The organism is Mycolicibacterium sp. lyk4-40-TYG-92 (genome assembly GCF_030209435.1).
GTDB lineage: Bacteria > Actinomycetota > Actinomycetes > Mycobacteriales > Mycobacteriaceae > Mycobacterium.
In genome coordinates this window covers 51,660-68,217 of sequence record NZ_JARVRX010000004.1, presented here as the reverse complement: position 1 = coordinate 68,217, position 16,558 = coordinate 51,660, and the positions used below count along the sequence as shown (strand labels likewise).

The 16,558-nt window shown below is 65.3% G+C and carries 16 protein-coding genes and 1 pseudogene; 9 read left to right on the top strand and 8 right to left on the bottom strand.

Annotated features, from left to right (window positions below; genetic code table 11):
• Window positions 1-20: 20 nt before the first annotated feature.
• Both QRN63_RS09895 and QRN63_RS09890 read left to right on the top strand, forming a co-directional pair.
• Window positions 21-467, top strand: a complete 447-nt coding sequence (locus tag QRN63_RS09895) for an MmpS family transport accessory protein (RefSeq protein WP_410506050.1) — start codon at window positions 21-23, stop codon at window positions 465-467.
• Window positions 464-3,340, top strand: a complete 2,877-nt coding sequence (locus QRN63_RS09890; RefSeq protein WP_285030620.1) for an MMPL/RND family transporter — start codon at window positions 464-466, stop codon at window positions 3,338-3,340. Before QRN63_RS09895 ends, QRN63_RS09890 begins: the two co-directional genes overlap by 4 nt.
• On the opposite strand, the gene QRN63_RS09885 is transcribed toward QRN63_RS09890, so the two are convergent.
• Complete coding sequence (locus QRN63_RS09885) at window positions 3,327-4,928, bottom strand: FAD-binding protein (RefSeq protein WP_285030619.1); 1,602 nt, start codon at window positions 4,926-4,928, stop codon at window positions 3,327-3,329. The genes QRN63_RS09890 and QRN63_RS09885 overlap by 14 nt on opposite strands.
• A gap of 123 nt (window positions 4,929-5,051) precedes the next feature.
• On the opposite strand from QRN63_RS09885, the gene QRN63_RS09880 reads away from it, so the two are divergent.
• Complete coding sequence (locus QRN63_RS09880; protein ID WP_285030618.1) at window positions 5,052-5,651, top strand: TetR/AcrR family transcriptional regulator; 600 nt, start codon at window positions 5,052-5,054, stop codon at window positions 5,649-5,651.
• Here QRN63_RS09880 and QRN63_RS09875 read toward each other — a convergent pair.
• Window positions 5,648-5,821, bottom strand: a pseudogene (locus QRN63_RS09875) (DUF1330 domain-containing protein); the annotation flags it as partial. The gene QRN63_RS09880 and the pseudogene QRN63_RS09875 overlap by 4 nt on opposite strands.
• Window positions 5,822-5,895: 74 nt before the next feature.
• The gene (locus QRN63_RS09870) at window positions 5,896-6,459 is read right to left on the bottom strand and encodes a hypothetical protein (RefSeq protein WP_267317466.1); all 564 of its coding nucleotides are present in this window, start codon (window positions 6,457-6,459) and stop codon (window positions 5,896-5,898) included.
• A 132-nt stretch (window positions 6,460-6,591) separates the two neighbouring features.
• Here QRN63_RS09870 and QRN63_RS09865 point away from each other — a divergent pair, with 132 nt between their 5' ends.
• Entirely contained in the window at window positions 6,592-7,056 is a 465-nt protein-coding gene (locus QRN63_RS09865) for a hypothetical protein (protein WP_285030617.1), read from the top strand.
• Window positions 7,053-7,415 carry a transcriptional regulator gene (locus QRN63_RS09860; protein WP_267317464.1) on the top strand — a complete coding sequence of 121 codons (363 nt, stop codon included), beginning with the start codon at window positions 7,053-7,055 and terminating at the stop codon, window positions 7,413-7,415. Before QRN63_RS09865 ends, QRN63_RS09860 begins: the two co-directional genes overlap by 4 nt.
• Here the strand turns inward: QRN63_RS09860 and QRN63_RS09855 are convergent.
• Window positions 7,350-7,841, bottom strand: a complete 492-nt coding sequence (locus tag QRN63_RS09855) for a universal stress protein (protein ID WP_267317463.1) — start codon at window positions 7,839-7,841, stop codon at window positions 7,350-7,352. The genes QRN63_RS09860 and QRN63_RS09855 overlap by 66 nt on opposite strands.
• Window positions 7,842-8,075: 234 nt before the next feature.
• On the opposite strand from QRN63_RS09855, the gene QRN63_RS09850 reads away from it, so the two are divergent.
• Entirely contained in the window at window positions 8,076-8,744 is a 669-nt protein-coding gene (locus tag QRN63_RS09850) for a VC0807 family protein (RefSeq protein WP_285030616.1), read from the top strand.
• On the opposite strand, the gene QRN63_RS09845 is transcribed toward QRN63_RS09850, so the two are convergent.
• The 4 genes from QRN63_RS09845 to QRN63_RS09830 form a co-directional block, all read right to left on the bottom strand.
• Window positions 8,715-10,217 (bottom strand): PucR family transcriptional regulator, encoded by a 1,503-nt coding sequence (locus QRN63_RS09845; protein WP_285030615.1) that lies wholly within the window; start codon window positions 10,215-10,217, stop codon window positions 8,715-8,717. The two genes, QRN63_RS09850 and QRN63_RS09845, sit on opposite strands and share 30 nt — an antisense overlap.
• Window positions 10,218-10,270: 53 nt before the next feature.
• Window positions 10,271-11,689 carry a purine-cytosine permease family protein gene (locus QRN63_RS09840; RefSeq protein WP_285030614.1) on the bottom strand — a complete coding sequence of 473 codons (1,419 nt, stop codon included), beginning with the start codon at window positions 11,687-11,689 and terminating at the stop codon, window positions 10,271-10,273.
• Window positions 11,690-11,752: 63 nt separating this feature from the next.
• A complete protein-coding gene (locus QRN63_RS09835; protein WP_267317459.1) occupies window positions 11,753-12,145 on the bottom strand; it encodes a hypothetical protein in 393 nt (130 codons plus the stop codon).
• A gap of 9 nt (window positions 12,146-12,154) precedes the next feature.
• Window positions 12,155-13,780, bottom strand: coding sequence for a GMC family oxidoreductase (locus tag QRN63_RS09830; RefSeq protein ID WP_285030613.1), 1,626 nt, complete (start codon window positions 13,778-13,780; stop codon window positions 12,155-12,157).
• 201 nt (window positions 13,781-13,981) lie between these two features.
• Between QRN63_RS09830 and QRN63_RS09825 the strand changes: the two genes are divergently transcribed.
• Genes QRN63_RS09825 through QRN63_RS09815 form a run of 3 tightly spaced genes read left to right on the top strand, consistent with a single transcriptional unit; the run spans window position 13,982 to window position 16,528 of the window.
• Window positions 13,982-14,899 (top strand): NAD-dependent epimerase/dehydratase family protein, encoded by a 918-nt coding sequence (locus tag QRN63_RS09825; protein ID WP_285030612.1) that lies wholly within the window; start codon window positions 13,982-13,984, stop codon window positions 14,897-14,899.
• Window positions 14,900-14,930: 31 nt separating this feature from the next.
• Window positions 14,931-15,722: an SDR family NAD(P)-dependent oxidoreductase gene (locus QRN63_RS09820; protein WP_267317456.1), complete on the top strand. Its 792-nt coding sequence runs from the start codon at window positions 14,931-14,933 to the stop codon at window positions 15,720-15,722.
• A gap of 17 nt (window positions 15,723-15,739) precedes the next feature.
• A complete protein-coding gene (locus QRN63_RS09815; RefSeq protein WP_285030611.1) occupies window positions 15,740-16,528 on the top strand; it encodes a creatininase in 789 nt (262 codons plus the stop codon).
• Window positions 16,529-16,558: the final 30 nt, after the last annotated feature.

Here is a 16,558-nt window from a genome sequence, read left to right as displayed (position 1 = left end):
GGGCGTCGAAAGGCTGTGGCTTGAGCAAGTTTTCGGTCAGCAAGTTGGCACGCCGGCAGTGGATCGCCATCGTGGTGATCATGGTGATCGCCCTGGTCGGGTTCAGTGTCGACCGATTGCGGGGCATCTTCGGTTCCGACAACGAGATATCGCGGCCCGGTTCCGAAGCCCTGGAAAACACCGGTTACAACCCGAAACGCGTGTTGTTCGAGGTGTTCGGCTCGCCAGGATCCACGGCCACCATCAACTTTCTGGACATCAATGCGCAGCCTCAGCGCGTCGAAAACGTCACCCTGCCGTGGTCGCAGGCCCTGACCACCGACGATCCGACCATGTACGCCGACCTGCGAGCACAGGGTGACGGCAGCACCATCGGCTGCCGCATCACCGTCAACGGCATCGTCAAGGACGAAAGGTCCACGAACCACGTGAACGGTTACATCGCCTGCTTGGACAAGACGGCATGAGCGAGCATCGCAGCGATCCCGCCGTCGAGGGTGCCCTACCGGCACGACTCATCCGCAAGTTCGCACTGCCGATCCTGTTGATCTGGATCGCGATCGCCGGCATTTCCAACACCATCGCGCCGCAGCTGGAAATAGTCGGCTGGGAGCGTTCCGTCGGACAGAACGCTCCCGATGCACCCGGCATCCTCGCGATGCGGCACATCGGAAAGGTCTTCAACGAATTCGATTCCGACAGTGCGGCAATGCTCGTGATCGAGGGCGATCAGCCGCTCGGTCCGGACGCCCACAACTACTACGACGGCTTGGTCAAGCGGCTCCAGGCCGACAAAGAGCACGTCGAGCACGTCCAGGACTTCTGGGGTGACCCGCTCACCGCAGGCGGCTCGCAGAGCAAGGACGGGAAGGCCGCCCTGACGCAGCTGTACCTGCGCGGTAATCAGGGCGAAGCGATGTCCAACATCTCCGTCGACGCCGTCCGCAAGATCGTCGCCGACGATCCGCCGCCGCCGGGTATCCGGGCGTACATCACCGGTGCTTCGCCACTGGTGACCGACAACTTCGAAGTCGGCAGCGCGGGCACCAACGAGGTCACCGGTGTCACCTTCCTGGTCATCGGCATCATGCTGTTGTTCGTCTACCGCTCACTGGTGTCGATGGTCATCGTCTTGCTGACCGTCGCCATCGAACTCGCGGCGGCCCGTGGCGTCGTGGCGGTCCTCGCGCACGCCGGCGTCATCGGTCTGTCCACCTACGCGACCAACCTGTTGACCCTGCTCGCCATCGCGGCCGGCACCGACTACGCGATCTTCGTCGTCGGCCGGTACCAGGAGGCACGTGGCAAGGGCATGGACCGGATCTCGGCCTACCACGACATGTGGCACGGCACGGTTCACGTGATGGTCGGCTCCGGACTGACCATCGCCGGCGCCGTTGCCTGCATGCAGTTCACCCGGCTCCCCTACTTCCAGACACTCGGTATCCCCGCCGCCCTCGGCGTTCTCGTGACTTTGGCGGCCGCGCTGACGCTGGGTCCCGCAGTGTTGTTGATCGCCACCCGGTTCGGACTCCTCGAACCCAAGGTCGCCCAACGGGCACGCGGCTGGCGCCGGATCGGCGCCGCCATCGTGCGCTGGCCGGGGCCCATCCTGGTGGTGACGGGCGCGATCGCGCTCATCGGTGTGTTCGCGCTACCCGGCTTCGAGGTCAGCTACGACAACCGCCCGTACATCCCCGCCAGCGCACCCGGTGTCGTCGGCATGGAAGCCGCCGAACGGCATTTCACCGAAGCCCGCATCAACCCCGAACTGGTGATGATCGAAGCCGACCACGACATGCGGAATCCGGCCGACATGCTGATCCTGGAGCGTGCCGCCAAGGCCGTACTGCACACACCGGGAATCGCTCTGGTGCAATCGATTACACGTCCGCTGGGCACGCCGATCACACACAGTTCCATCCCGTTCCAGATCAGCGCATCCAGCGCGAGCCAGATCATGAACCTGGGCTACCAGAAGGACCGGGCCAACGATCTGCTGAAGCAGGCGGGCGAGATCGACAACACCATCAGCGTACTCAAGCAACAACTGTCGTTGCAGAAGCAGAGCGCCGCGGCGACCCATGATCAGGTCGAGGCGTTCCACGACACCGTCGTGACGGTCAACGATCTGCGAAACAAGCTCGCCGATTTCGACGATCAATTCCGCCCACTGCGCAACTACTTCTACTGGGAACCGCACTGCTTCGACATCCCCATGTGCGCGGCGCTGCGGTCGGTGTTCGATTCGCTGGACGGGATCGCTGATCTCTCCGACAAGTTCGGCAACATCACGGCCAGCCTCGACAGGTTGGACGCCCTGCAGCCGCAGCTGGTGGCGCTGATCCCGCCGCAGATCGCCATCCAGGAACGCAATCGCGAACTGACACTGTCGAATTACGCGACCACCGGTGGCACCAACTCGCAGAGCGACGAGGCCCTGAAGAACGCCACCGCCATGGGCAAGGCGTTCGACGACGCCAAGAACGACGACACGTTCTACCTGCCGCCCGAGGCGTTCGACAACGCCGACTTCAAACGCGGACTCAAGCTGTTCCTGTCGCCAGACGGCAAGGCGGCGCGGATGATCGTGACGCACCAGGGCAACCCCGCCAACCCCGAGGCCATCCCGCACATCAACGCGATCAAGGACGCGGTGTTCGATGCTCTCAAGGCGACACCCATGTCGGACGCCAAGATCTACATCGCCGGTATCGGCTCCACCAACAAGGACATCCAGGAGGGCACCAAGTACGACCTGTTGATCTCCGCACTGGCGGCAGTCGCGCTCATCCTGCTGATCATGGTGATCGTGACCCGCAGTATCGTGGCCGCGGCCGTCATCGTCGGTACCGTCGTGCTGTCGCTGGGCGCATCGATCGGCTTGTCGGTTCTGGTGTGGCAGTACATCTTCGGCATCCATCTGTACTGGGTCGTGGTGCCACTCGCCATCATCCTGCTTCTGGCCGTCGGCGCGGACTACAACCTGCTGCTGGTGTCCCGGTTCAAAGAGGAGATGCATGCCGGCCTGAACACCGGCATCATCCGGTCGATGGGTGGCACCGGCAGCGTCGTCACAGCAGCGGGTCTGGTCTTCTCCGCCACGATGGCGGCGTTCATCTTCAGCCCGCTCATGATCCTCGGGCAGATCGGTACGACCATCGGCCTGGGTCTGCTGTTCGACACGTTGGTGGTGCGGTCGTTCATGACGCCGTCGATCGCCGCACTGCTGGGCAAGTGGTTCTGGTGGCCGCAGATCGTGCGCCAGCGTCCGGTGCCCGCAGAGTGGCCGTCGCCGCAGAAGTTCGACGATGATGACCTGTCGCTCAGCGAGCGCTGACCGAAGGTAGTTGGACGGCGTGCTGTGCGGCACGCCGTCCGGAGTACACACAGTCGGCCAGCGACAGCCCGCTCACATAGGAGTTGGCGCAGATACCGACCGCCGTGCGTCCCGCCGCGAAGAGGCCGTCGATCGGTTGTCCGCCATTGGTTTTCACGGCGCCGGTGTCTTCATCGACGATCAGGCCGCCGAGGGTGAACATCGGGCACGGGTTGATCAGGCTGCGTTTGATCGAGATCGCGATCAGTGAGTACGGACCCTGTTCCATGGGATGGACGTATTCGGCCGGCTTGCCCATCGGATCCGGGCGCCCCGATGCCGCGGCCTCGTTGTGCTCAGCGACCGTGCGGCACAGTCCAGCCGGGTCGACGCCCGCTTTGACTGCGACAGCTTCGATGGTGGCCGCCTCAACGCGATCGGTCCGCAGCATCGCTTCCATCTGCAGGCGCTGAAACCAGATCGCTTGCTGCGGAAGCTGTTTGCGCGCCTGCTCGAGCAGCGTCCGGTCGGTGAGGATCCAGCCCCGCCCGTTGTGGCCCCGCACCATCGCATTGCCGATCGCTGCACCGTAACGGGTTTCGTCGATGAAACGCTGCCCGCATTCGTCGATGACAAGCCCGCCGAGCATCGCACTGGGCGGCGTGATGAACCGCCACGCGGAGACGTTGTCCAGCCGATCCACGGCGGCGCCGACGTCGACAGCCAACTGCATACCGCTGCCGTCGTCCCCGCTGGTGCCGAGCTGCAGGCCGTCGCGATAGTCCGGAGCGTGCTGCTCGATCAGCTCACGATTGGCGATATATCCACCGGCGCAGAGGATTACACCTTTGCGGGCATGGACCTCGACCGTCCGGGCGTAGCGGCGCTCGAGGGCCGCCAGGCGCCGGTCCATCGCCGCGCGCAGCGGCGGATAGTAGATACCGGGTTTCACGGCCAGTGCGGCGTACGTGGCATAACGTCGCTGCACCCACGCCGGAGCGTGCGCCAGGGTGCTGGTCCGGACCCCCACGACCCGGCCTGCGGTATCGATCAGAAGTGACTCGGCTCGAGTGTGGAACATCGTGCGCACGCCCGCCCGTCGTGCTGATGCCGCGAGCGGCTGATAGATCTGCTTGCCCGATGCACCCGCACCCTTGGCTCGGTGACCGCGCTGGACCGGCGGGGTGAGCGCACGGAAGTGCCCGGAATTCTCACTCCCCGAGTAATAGAGGTAGTACTTGTTGTTGGGGTAGGACGTCTTGTAGGGGCACACCGACGCCTCGAACGGCACGCCGTGTGCGGTGAGCCAGTCGATCATGGCGGGGCTGCCATCGACGAACCGCCGCAGTGTTTCCGGCCGCACCGAGTCGCCGACCTCGGCGTGCAGGTAGTCATACATCGCATCGGCACTGTCGGCGATACCCGCTTGGCGCTGGACCCACGTGCCCCCGCCGGCGTAGATGATCCCGCCGGACACCTGCGTGGCGCCGCCCCCGTTGAAACGATCTATGGCGAGGACGTCCGCGCCCGCGGCGCGCGCCTCGAGCGCAGCGCACACCCCCGCGGCTCCGTATCCGACCACGACGACGTCTGCGGTGACGCTGCTCATCGTGACCACCCCTTCCGGCACATCTACAACTCATGGTTTGTACTCTGAGTACAACATATCAGTTTGGATATCGGTTCCACCGTCCCGGGATGCCGGGGGCCGGCGCCTCGTACACTTCGACTCGTGGCTGAGCAGACGGGACGGGCAGTGCCCGCGGCGGTGGCGAGCAAGCTCTATGCCGCGGCCGACCTGATCGCCGCCAAAGGCTTGGAGAACACGAAGATCGAAGAGATCGCCGCGGCGTCCGGCGTCCCGAAAGCCACGCTGTACTACTACTTCACCGGCAAGGACGACATCCTCGGCTTCCTGCTGCGGGATTCGCTGAGTGATCTGGCTCGTGACGTTGCCGCTGCCGCCGATTCCGCCGGCAGCGGGCGGGAACGGCTCATCGCCGTCATCACCGCGCAGGTCGCGCACACCATGGATCGCCCGGGGACGAGCATGGCGCTGGTCGGCGACCTGGGCCGCGCCATCCGCCTCCCCGACCTCGCCTCGGCGGTCGAGCACGCGTTCTACGAACCCATTGCGCGTGTGCTCGAGGCCGGCGCCGCGGACGGCACCTTGAAGCGCGTGGCGGACGCACGCACCGATGCTGTCAGCATTTTCGGTGCGGTCATGATGACAGCGCTGTTGCACAATGCCCTCAGTTCGAATAAGACGCAACGCGACGTCGCCGGCGACGTCATCGACTTCGTCCTGAACGGCGTTGCCCCCGCGAGCTAATGAGTTCTACAGCAGCAACCAAATAGCGTCGGCCTGATCGCCGCGAACCGGCTACGAGGGGCCGATACCCTTGACCGATCGACCGAGATTTCCTGATACTCAGGCGAATTCGCCCATTCCCGGAACGACTGCTCGTCGGGAAACGACATCAGCACGACCTTCTCGCGATCCCGATCGGTCCGTAAACCGAAGCTGCGCAATGGCATACACCGTCACGCCGGCACCTTGGCCGACGTCGGCGCGGTCAGATGCCGGTCCATGCGCTGGCGATCCGCTTGCCGATGTCGACGACCTTTGCCTGCTGCGCTTCGGGGGCCTCGATCCGGCGGCCGACCTGCTTGGCGATGACGCGTTTGATCTCCGAGTCGACGTCCGCCACGATCCGCAGGAGTTCACCCCGCAGCGTCTGGGATGTCACGTTGACGGTGATGTCTTTGCGCTCGGGTTTCGGAATGTCGATGATCAGCAGGAGCGGCTCGGCGGCGCGAGCGGTGGCGATCAGCGCGATCTCGCCCGTCACCTCGAACCGGGAACGGTCCACGCGCAGGTCGATGAGCAGATCGATATCGAGAGGAATGCGAACGTCGAAGGCGATCATGTCGCCGTCTCTACGCGTCACCTGCGGTTGCTCGATGCTGACCCGCGCCGTCACCCGCGCGATCCCGGCCGGACCGGCCGGAAACGGACCGAGCTCAAAGGTATCGCCCGCCATCGTGCCAAAGCCGTCGGCAACGCGGTCTTCCGTCACCGCGACCTCGAAGAATTTGCGGCCGAATTCCTCGTAGGTCGCAAAGTCGTGAGTGGACATACCCATCAGGTTCGCACGTTGGCCGTCACGTAACTCCGCGTTTGCCGAAGCTGTGAATCCAGCAACGCTTGACTTTCCTACTTGGAAACAGGACGATCGACTTTCCAGGCAGGAAAGTGGAGGGAATGAGCCATGGAACCCATCACGCCCGCGGATGCGCGCGAAGCACTCGACGCCGTGGACCACGCCAGGGCGAAAGTCGCGCATGAAGTGGGTCTCCCCCGGTGGTATTGGTGGCTCCTGGCGGCGGGCTGGATTGTTCTCGGGGTTGTCGGCGACCTCGGCTCGCCATGGCTCGCCGGCGCCGCAACAGTGGGGTTCGGCGTCATCCATTCGACGATTGCGGCACGAAACCTCAGCGGTCGACGGCGGACCGACCGCCTGCAGATCAGCGCCGACACCGTCAGCCCTCGGATACCGATCGTGGTGATCGGCATGCTCGTCGCGCTCGTCGTCACCACGATCGCCGCGGGATTCGCATTGCATGCCGACGGCGCCCACCATCCGGGAATCGGTGCGGCAGTGCTTGTCGCCGCAATCGTCGGCTTCGGTGGACCCGAGATCCTGCGGGTTCTGCGCCGATGGGCCCACGCATGACGGTGCCGCGATTCGATGAGCTCATTCACCCGAGCACGCGGTTGTCGTTGGCGGCCACGCTGGCCGCCGCGGACTGGGCCGATTTCGCATATCTCAAAGATGTTCTGTCACTGTCAGATTCGGCTCTATCGAAGCAACTGTCCATCCTCGAGCACGCCGGTTATGTCGCGACCGAACGCCGTCTCGAGGGCAGCCGCCACAAGGTGCATGCGCGACTGACCGAGGCCGGCCGTCTCGCGTTTGCCGGTCATGTCGCCGCGTTGCGGGCAATCGTCGACGGCCCTGCCACCCGGTCAGTCGACGGTATGGACGATCAGGATGTCGACCTTGGCCTTGCGAGCGACGTCGGCGGGCACTGAGCCCAGCAGCCGTCCTGCCGTCGAGTCGAGACCGACGTCGCCAACGACGATCAGGTCGGCCGAGACGTCTCCGGCCAGCCGGACCAGCGCCTCGACGGGAGCGCCGATGACAGACCGCTCCACCACGTCCTGGGCACCCGCACCACGCGCGAGTTCGCTTGCATCGCGAAGAATCTCGTACACGTGCGCGTCGCCGTGGACCCGGTAGCCGGCGTCGCGCCCGAGCACGTCCTCAGCCCGGCGATCACTGACCTTTTCCGGTGCCGCCGCGCGTGCCCAGCTGCCCTTCTCGACTTCGTGGAAGTGGGCGGTCGCAATCACGAGCTTCGCACCCTGCTGAGCTGCGAACGTGGCGGCGTGCTCCACTGCCTTCATCGATGAGTCTGAGCCGTCGGTGCCGACGAGGACCGTCCGATAGCTGCCCATGGCTGTCTCCTTACGGGGGTGACGTCGAGACGACACTAGCGCGGGCAGGCCGATTGACGTGGGCTTTTGAGGAGTATCAAGGGCCACGCCCGCCGCCGGCTCCCCCAATCGGCGGACCCCGATTTCCACCGTCGCATCAGCCGGTCGCCGGACAGACTCGCAGCCGCCTGAGCACGAGTGTGTAGGCATCGCTGAACTGCGACGCCTAGAGCCTCGTCCGGAAAGGACATCACCATGACCGCCATGTCGATCGACACCATCGAGTCCGAACCGGTCGACCGCCCGGACGCGGCGAGGTCCGCTGCCAAACGCCGCGCGATCATCCGCACCGTCCTCGAGATCGCGACCCCATTGATCGCCTTCTACGGACTTCGTGCCACCGGCCGTTCGGAGTACTTCGCGTTGTTGGCCGCCACGATCGTCGCCGGCATCCCGGTGGCGTACGGGCTCGTGAGGGCTCGCACGCTCGACCCGTATTCCGGGTACCTCATGTTGATGTTCGGCCTCACCCTGGGCGTCGCCCTGGTTACCACAGATCCCCGGCTCGTTCTCGCCGGACAGACGCTCATCGGCGGCGTCGCGGCCACGGTGTTCCTGGCGAGCTGCCTGATCAGAAAACCCATGACGCAGTTCATCGCCGCCCGATTCATGCCGGCCAACACTGAGCGCACTCCGAGCGCCGAACTCCAGGCGTTGCACGTGCGACTGAGTGCCGTCGTCGGCGCCGGCCTGCTGATTCAGGTGGCTGTCCTGCTCGGCATCATCTTCGCATTCCCCTTCGATGTCGCCAACGGCCTGGTCAACATCATCGGTTCGGTCGTCGTCCTGGCCCTCGGCGCGGTGGTGGCCCTCATGGTCCGCCGCTTCAAGCAGTCACTTACTGCCGCCCAACAGGTCTCGTGACTGCAGTGCCAGCCACAGCTGCGCGATGTCGGCGGTATCGGTCAGATGGGCACCGGTGAGTTCCTCCACTTTGTGGATGCGGTAAAGCACCGTCTGACGGTGCACGTTCATGGCCTCCGCTGTGCGCTGCCACGACCGCTGGTTCGCGAGGAACGCCTCCAGCGTCTCGACAAGTCCCGTCCGGTGCTGCACATCGTGTTCGATGAGCGGTCCCAACCACCGTTCCACCATGGCCTGGGCGTCGTCCACCCCGCCGACACCCAACCACGATGTGGCACTGCCGTACCGAACCAGTTGCACGTCGGTCCGCTGCGCGGTGCCCAGCGCCCACGTCGCTTCCCGCGCCGACTCCGCGGAACGGGCCACCGATTGCAGCGCCCGGCCGGCGCCGACCCTGGCGTTCGGTCCCAGCGATCCAGCGATGGCCTCGACGGCTTCATCGGTACCCGGGACGACGGCGTGGGCGACGCCCGAGCGAAACGCCGTCACATGCGGAATCCGGCGGCGCCACAACGCAACATGGAGATCCCGCAGCCGTCGCTCGTCGGCGCCGGTTGCCGATACGAACACCGCGTGCGCCGGATCGAGCCCGAGGGAAAGCAATTGGCGACGTCCACCCCGGCGGTCGATGCTGCCGTCCATGAGCTGTGCCGTGAGCTCCGCGCCGGAGCGCCGGGTGTGTTCGAGCGCCAGGTGCGTCTGGGACAGTTCGAGTGCCACAACCGTCGCCGCATGCTGGATGAGCACGCCGTCGAGGGCAACGCCACCTTCGCGGATCACGGCCAGGACCGCGTTGTCATGCGTGGGCACCTCGCCGACCAGGACCTCGACGCCGCTGTCCGTCAGCACCGACCGGGCACCGGCGACCAGAGTGCCCTGCGACGCCGTCCGAACAGTGGCTTTCACATCGTCGGGCGGGTGCGGACCGTCCGGGTGATACGCCTCGGCGGTCACCCGATCGCAGACGAACACCGGGCAGCGCAGCTCCTTGGTGAGGGCATCGGCGGTGCGCGACCGTGCCACGTCGCCGCCGGTCGTGCGGCGCAGCGCGTCGTAGATACGTGCCGTGCGCATGAGGCGCTGCGACTGTTCGAGCAGTGTGGCCTCGGCGATGGCGCGCGAAATGGCCACGAAGGGCATGGGATAGCGGATCCAGAGCACCGGCAGCCCGAGGCGTTCACTGGCCTGAGTGAATCGCCCTGTGAGTTTCGGGCAGTACATCTGCTCGCCGATGGCCAGCCCACTGGCACCGATTCGGTGCAACTCGTCAAGAAGGGTTTCCTGGCCGTCGGCATCGGCGGGAAACGACATCCCGTTGGTCATCAACAACTCGCCGCTGCTGACCCATTGCCACGGTTCGGGCAGATCCGACGTGTGCGTCCACGTCACCTGGCGGTCCAGACCGGCCTTGCCCGAGTGCAATCGCAGCTGCAGGTGCGGCATGTCCAGCAGTTCGCGAACGGTGATGCTCACCGGTCAACCGTATCTCGCGGCACGACCACCGAACGCGATTGCGGACGACCGGGTTATGGCGCGACCTCGGCGGCGAGTGCGCTCTGCACCTGACCGGGAGCGCGCATCCGCCACAGCTTGATCAGACCGAGGTAGATGAAGAAGGTGCCGACCGTGCCGACGACCCACGCCGTGTCGACGCCGCCGATGTCCTTCGCCACCGCCCCGGTGTAGAACGCTGTTGACATGAAAGGGATTTGGATGACGAAGCCGAGGAAGTAGCTCAGTACCGCGGGGATGTTGAAGGCGCCGTAGCCGCTCTTGGGGTCGCTGAACGAGGCGGCGTCGTAGTGGCCCTTCTTGATGACGTAGTAGTCGATCAGGTTGACGATGCTCCACGGGATCAGCAGGTAGATCAGGATGCTGATGAAGTTGGAGTACTCGACGAGGAAGTCGTCGGAGAAGCCGATGGCGGCGACGAACACCACCGCCGCGATCACGGTCGCCACGATATTCCGGGCCGAGGACTTCGGTGACCACTTCAGTTTGAACGCCTGGATGCAGGTCAGCGTGCACAGCGACGATCCGTACATGTTGATGACGCCGGCGTCGATGGCACCGAAGAAGAACACGAGCATGACGAAGACGAACAGCGGGCCGGGCATGATGCGCGACAGGCTGGCCAGCGAGGCGTCGGAGCCCAGCCCGGCGACGAGGAGCGCACCGACGATCATCGCGCCGACCGCGCCGAGCAGCGTGCCGAAGTACGTGTACCAGAAGGCCGAACGCGAAGACGTCGAGCTCGGCAGATAGCGCGAGTAGTCCGAGACGTACGGCGCGTACGACAGCTGCCAGATGCCGGCGACCGAAGCCATGCCCAAGAACCCGATCCAGTTGAAGGTGCCGCCGGCACTGCCGACTCCCCCGTCACCGTGGCCGGCAGCGACGGCGGTGTATCCGAGGGTCAGCACCAGGGCAAGGCCCGAGAGCCAGACCATCACGCGGTTCATCCGGAGGATGAGCTGATACCCCACGACGACGGTCACCAGCGTTGCGAGAGTGCTGACGGCAAGCGCCACAGTCGTATTCAGCGACGGGAAGACCGCGCACAGCGTCTGCTGTGCCAGCACCATCAACGACACGATCCAGCCGACGTAGGCAAGGATGACGACGACGATCACGAGTAGCGATCCGTACATGCCGAACTGCGCGCGCGCCTGGATCATCTGCGGGACCCCGAGTCCAGATCCCTGCACTGAGTGCAGCGCCATGAAAACGGCACCGACGACGCTGCCGACGATGATGGCGATGACGGTCGATGTGACATCCAGCTTGTAGATCGTCGGTCCGAGAAGGCCGGTCACCACCGCGAGCGGGATGATCTGGACGGTGAACCAGAACGAGAACAGGTGTCGCACCTTGCCGGTGCGCTGCGATTCCGGCACCGGTTGGATGGTCAGATACTCGACCCTCGAGCCACTGTCATGCGGCATGAGACACGTCCTTACACGTTGGGGTGGTGGTGCTTTCGGGATGTTCCGGAGGGAATGGCAGGATCAGCGGATGACGAAGCCTCTGTCGACGACGTGCTCGAGCATGTCGATGTAGGTGTCCATGTCGTCGCGCGCCGCGCGCGGGGCCGCGTCGTAGGGCATCGCGGATTTGACTGCGGGACTGAGGAAATAGGCCCCGGCGGCGAGGACGGTGAGCGCCTCGAACTGCTCGGGCCGCCCGATCGCGAGATCGTCGAGTGCGACCTCGGGGTCCTTGCCGGTGCTGGCATCCAGCGCCGCGGTGAGATCGTCGGCGAGGTCATGCCGGTACCGCAGCACCTGGTCGAGCAGAGCACCAGAGACGTCGGCGGTGGTGGCCGACGGCATGGTGTCGCTGGCCGGGATGAGTGCTTCGGCCAAGGCGGCGAACACCTGGCGCTGTTCGGAAGTGAGCATGGGGCTTCCTCAGAATGCCGTCGGGATACTGGAGCGGGTTTCGGCCAGATGCCGCATGGAGCGCAGGGCAACGGCCATGATCGTGGCGGTGGGATTTATACCGGTCGAGGTGACCATGGTGCTGCCGTCGATGATGAACAGGTTCGGGATGTCGTGGGTGCGGCCCCATTCGTCGACGACGGATGTTGCCGGGTCGGTGCCCATCTTGGTGGTGCCCAGGAGGTGCCAGGCGCTGTGCCGCACAACCGGAACGGGGTGCACCTCAACCGCGCCCGCGGCCTCGTGGGCTTCCATGGCACGGGCAACATTGAAGTCGAGCATCCGCCGGCAGTTCTCGCCGATCTCATAGTGGATTTTGGCGGCGGGGATGCCGTCGGAGTCCGTGATATCGGGATCCAGTGTGACCGTGTTGGATTCGTCGGGCAGGTCTTCGGTGGTGATGCCCCACTCGGTGTAACGACCGAACGTCCGCTTCAAGTGCGGATGGAAGTTCGCGCCGAAAGTGTCGCGCCAGTTGTTGCCCGGCTCCCACAAGGTCTGGGCGAGCGGACCGCCGGTGGGCATCAGGTTCCACTTGGCTCCGCGCACGAAGCCACGGCTGGTGTCGGTCTCGTAGAACTGCAGCGACTGCAGTGCCTGGCCCGCCGGACCGAGCCAGGTCTCCATGTCCTCGTCGTACGCACCGTAGACCGACGCGTAGGGGTGGGTCATGAGCCGCTTGCCGACCAGCCCCGACGAGTTGGCCAGACCGTCGGGCGCTGAGTTCAGCAGCAGCCGCGGCGTGCCGATTCCGTTGGCCGCCAACACCGTTACCCGTGCGCGCTGGTGCTGCAGGGCGCCCATACGGTCGATGTATTCGGCGCCGGTGACCAGGCCCTTCTGGTTCGTCGTCAGGCGGCTCACGCGGGCGCCGGTGACCAACTGCACGCCGAGCTTGATCGCGTCGCGCCAGTGGGTGATGTCGGTGCTGGCCTTCGCGCCGACCGGACAACCGGATTCACAGGCGCCGTAGCGCTGGCAGCCTTCCTGGTTCTTGTACTTGCGGGAGGCGATGGCGTTGGGCGCGGGCCACCAGTGCCAGCCCAGCTTGTCCATGCCCTTGGCGGCGACGAGGCCGTACTTGCCGATGGGCAGTGGCGGCAGCGGGAACGTGTGCGAGTCGGGATACGCCGGATCGCCTTCCAGACCGGAGGCGCCGATGTGGTGGGTGACCTCGTCGAGGAACGGACGCAGATCGTCGTACGTGAACGGCCAGTCCTCAGCGACGCCATCGAGGGTCTTGACCCGGAAGTCCGACGGCATGGGACGTACCCAGTGCCCGGAAAACATGATGGTGCTGCCGCCAACTCCGTTGAACATCAACGGTTCTACCGGGCTCTCACTGCTGTCGATCGGGTAGTCGGCCTGGTTCTGCCGGACATTGGGGCTGGCGTTCCACTGCTTGAGCCGGGTCAGTTCCCACTCGGGCTTGCCGGCGGTGAAATCGTCGGGCAGGTTCCAGCCGCCCTGTTCCAGGCAGACGACCTTGAGGCCCTGCCGAGCCAGTTCGAGGGCTGCCACCCCACCGGACGCGCCGGCCCCGACGATCAGGACGTCGGGCTCGTCATCGATGTTCTGTGTGTTCACCAGTCGCACTCCAAGTCGGTCACTGCTGTTGGTCAATGATGCGTGGATCACACCCGGCCAATGGCCTCGAATCCGCACAAGCCCATGAAGTCGCCTTGTGCAATCGCACAAGGACAGACAACGAGCATCGACAGTTCACGCGTTGCCGCCCATGGAGCTGCGACGGCATTGTGATCAGCACGGCGAACGCCAAGGAAAAGGAAGACAACGATGACCACACTCGTCACCGGCGGCCGCGGCTTCGTCGGCCGCCATCTGGTGGAGCAACTACTGGCCGGCGGCGAGCGGGTCATCATGTACAACCGCGACTACTCCGTAGACCCCCGAGCCGGAGTAGTCGCGGTCCTTGGCGAGCTCTTCGACATCCCACGCCTCACCGAGACCCTGCGCGCCTACGACGTGGATCGCGTCATCCACACCGCCGGCCAGAGCCATCCCGCGCTTTCGATCGAGCTGCCGGTCACCACGTTCGCCGCGAACGCCGATGGCACACTTGCCGTTTACGAAGCAGCCCGGATGACGGGCGTCCGTCGCATCGTCTTCTTCTCCTCGGAGTGCGCCCTGGGCAACATCGCCGAGCCGGGTCCCATCACCGAGGACATCAAGCCCGCGCCGACCACGGTGTACGGCGTGACCAAGGTGACCGGCGAACTGCTGGGCAGTGCCTACAACTCGCTGTACGGCATGGAGATCGTGTCGCTGCGCATCACCGAGGTGTACGGCCCCGGGTTGTGGATGCCCAGCCTGCTCGGTGACATGATCCGGGCCGGGCTGCGCGGCGAGACGTTCACCCTCGAATCCGGTGGTGACCACGGTTTCCAATTCGTGCACGTCGAGGACGTCGCCACCGCGGCCCGGCTGGCATCCACCACCGATACGCTGACCCAGCAGGCCTACTTCGTGTCGGGCGGCGATCGGAGGACGGTGTTCGAGACCGCCGAGCTGCTCCAGAAATACCTGCCGGACGCGCGGTTTGAGATCGGCCCGGGCTACCTACCCGCCTGGGACCGCCAGGTGCAGTTCGATCTTTCCCGCTCCAGCCGCGACCTCGGTTACCAGCCGGCGTGGGAGCTCGAGAAAGGGCTGCAGGCACAGATCGAATGGATCCGGTCCACTGAGCAACTCTGACGGAACGAAGGGACAACGCGTCATGGGAGAGATGACGAACCGCATTGCACTGGTGACCGGAGCCTCGTCCGGGATCGGACTCGCCACCGCCGCGACGCTGGCCCGGGAGGGCGCCGATGTAGCGGTGCTGGCCCGCCCGGAGGACGACCTGTCGGAGGCTGTCCGGCAGGTGAGTTCGCGTGGCAGACGGGCACTTCCGGTGAGTGTCGACGTGCGTGATTCCGCAGCTGTGCGGGCTGCGTTCGATCGCGTCGAAGCCGAACTCGGGCCTATTGACGCCGTGCTCAACAACGCCGGAATCTCCCGTGTCGCACCGCTTGTCGACACCACCGACCGGGATTTCGACGATCTCATGGCGATCAATGTCGCCGGGTCGTTCTACGTGCTGCGCGAGGCGGCCCGGGTCATGCAGCCGCGCGGCACGGGCGCCATCGTCAACACCGGCTCCGAACTCGCTCTCATGGGCCAGCCCGGCTTCGTCGCCTATACCGCCACCAAGGGTGCCATCGTCGCGATGACCCGCAGCGCCGCAGCGGAATTGGTGTCCTGGGGAATCCGGGTCAACTCAGTGTGCCCCGGCACGACCCGGACACCGCTGCTGATGGTCGAATTCTCCGGCAGCGCCGATCCCGAGGCCGAGATCGCCGAAATCGCCTCCAGTGTCGCGGCGGGACGGTTCGGCGAGCCCCAGGAGATCGCCGAGGCCGTGGTGTTCCTGCTGTCCGACCGCGCCAGCTACGCGATCGGCACCCATCTCGTCGTCGACGGCGGACGATCCGCCTGTATTCCCGCCGGCAACATCGGCGTCTCCCAGAACGTCTGACCCGCAAGGAGCGTCACATGACAGAGCAGAAGCCGTCCCGGCTGTACCGGGAGATGACGTGGCCCGAGATCACTGCGGCCGCCCGCGCCGATATCCCGGTGGCCATTCCGATCGGCTCGACCGAACAGCACGGCCATCATCTGCCGGTCTGCACCGACTGGCTGATTCCCGAGAAGCTGCTGGAAGCCGCCAGCGAGCGGACCGATCTGATCGTCGGGCAGTTCGTGCCGTTCGGCTACCGCAGCCGGCCGGGAAGCGGTGGTGGACAACATATCCCGGGAACCCTGTCGTTGCGGGCCACCACCTACATGGCGCTGCTCGAGGACATCCTCAGTGAGCTGAAGCGCGCCGGCTTCCGCAACATCGTGCTCTACAACTGGCACTACGAGAACAGCGGCTTCATCTACGAGCCGGCATTCCTGATCTCCGAGCGGCATCCCGAGCTGAAGATCCTCGTGATGGAGGACGCCAACCCGGAATTCACCGCCGACCGCCAGCACGCCATCTGGCCCGAGGGTTTCCCGGGACTGGCGCTGGAACATGCCGCCGTCATCGAGACGTCGCTGCTGCTTCACCACGCACCGCATCTGGTGCGGCCCCAGCACATCAAGGCCGATTCCCCCGAACGCGTCGTGAACTACGACGTCCTGCCCATCGATACCCGGATGTCGACCGCGAGCGGCACGCTGTCCTCACCCGAGGCAGCCAGTGCCGAGAAGGGCAAGCTGCTCACCGACTGGATGGTGGACCGGTTGGTCGCCATCTTGGACGAGGAGTTCGGGGACCGCCGCGGAGGCGCGGTCTAGGGGCGTTGTCTCGGTCGTGCGGCGGCCGGG

Bases quoted from the DNA above. Each gene is read 5' to 3' on its own strand.
- QRN63_RS09890 (WP_285030620.1), top strand. From the start codon at position 464: ATGAGCGAGCATCGCAGCGATCCCGCCGTCGAGGGTGCCCTACCGGCA.
- QRN63_RS09885 (WP_285030619.1), bottom strand. From the start codon at position 4,928: ATGAGCAGCGTCACCGCAGACGTCGTCGTGGTCGGATACGGAGCCGCG.
- QRN63_RS09870 (WP_267317466.1), bottom strand. From the start codon at position 6,459: ATGTCCACTCACGACTTTGCGACCTACGAGGAATTCGGCCGCAAATTC.
- QRN63_RS09865 (WP_285030617.1), top strand. From the start codon at position 6,592: ATGGAACCCATCACGCCCGCGGATGCGCGCGAAGCACTCGACGCCGTG.
- QRN63_RS09860 (WP_267317464.1), top strand. From the start codon at position 7,053: ATGACGGTGCCGCGATTCGATGAGCTCATTCACCCGAGCACGCGGTTG.
- QRN63_RS09855 (WP_267317463.1), bottom strand. From the start codon at position 7,841: ATGGGCAGCTATCGGACGGTCCTCGTCGGCACCGACGGCTCAGACTCA.
- QRN63_RS09850 (WP_285030616.1), top strand. From the start codon at position 8,076: ATGACCGCCATGTCGATCGACACCATCGAGTCCGAACCGGTCGACCGC.
- QRN63_RS09840 (WP_285030614.1), bottom strand. From the start codon at position 11,689: ATGCCGCATGACAGTGGCTCGAGGGTCGAGTATCTGACCATCCAACCG.
- QRN63_RS09835 (WP_267317459.1), bottom strand. From the start codon at position 12,145: ATGCTCACTTCCGAACAGCGCCAGGTGTTCGCCGCCTTGGCCGAAGCA.
- QRN63_RS09825 (WP_285030612.1), top strand. From the start codon at position 13,982: ATGACCACACTCGTCACCGGCGGCCGCGGCTTCGTCGGCCGCCATCTG.
- QRN63_RS09820 (WP_267317456.1), top strand. From the start codon at position 14,931: ATGACGAACCGCATTGCACTGGTGACCGGAGCCTCGTCCGGGATCGGA.
- QRN63_RS09815 (WP_285030611.1), top strand. From the start codon at position 15,740: ATGACAGAGCAGAAGCCGTCCCGGCTGTACCGGGAGATGACGTGGCCC.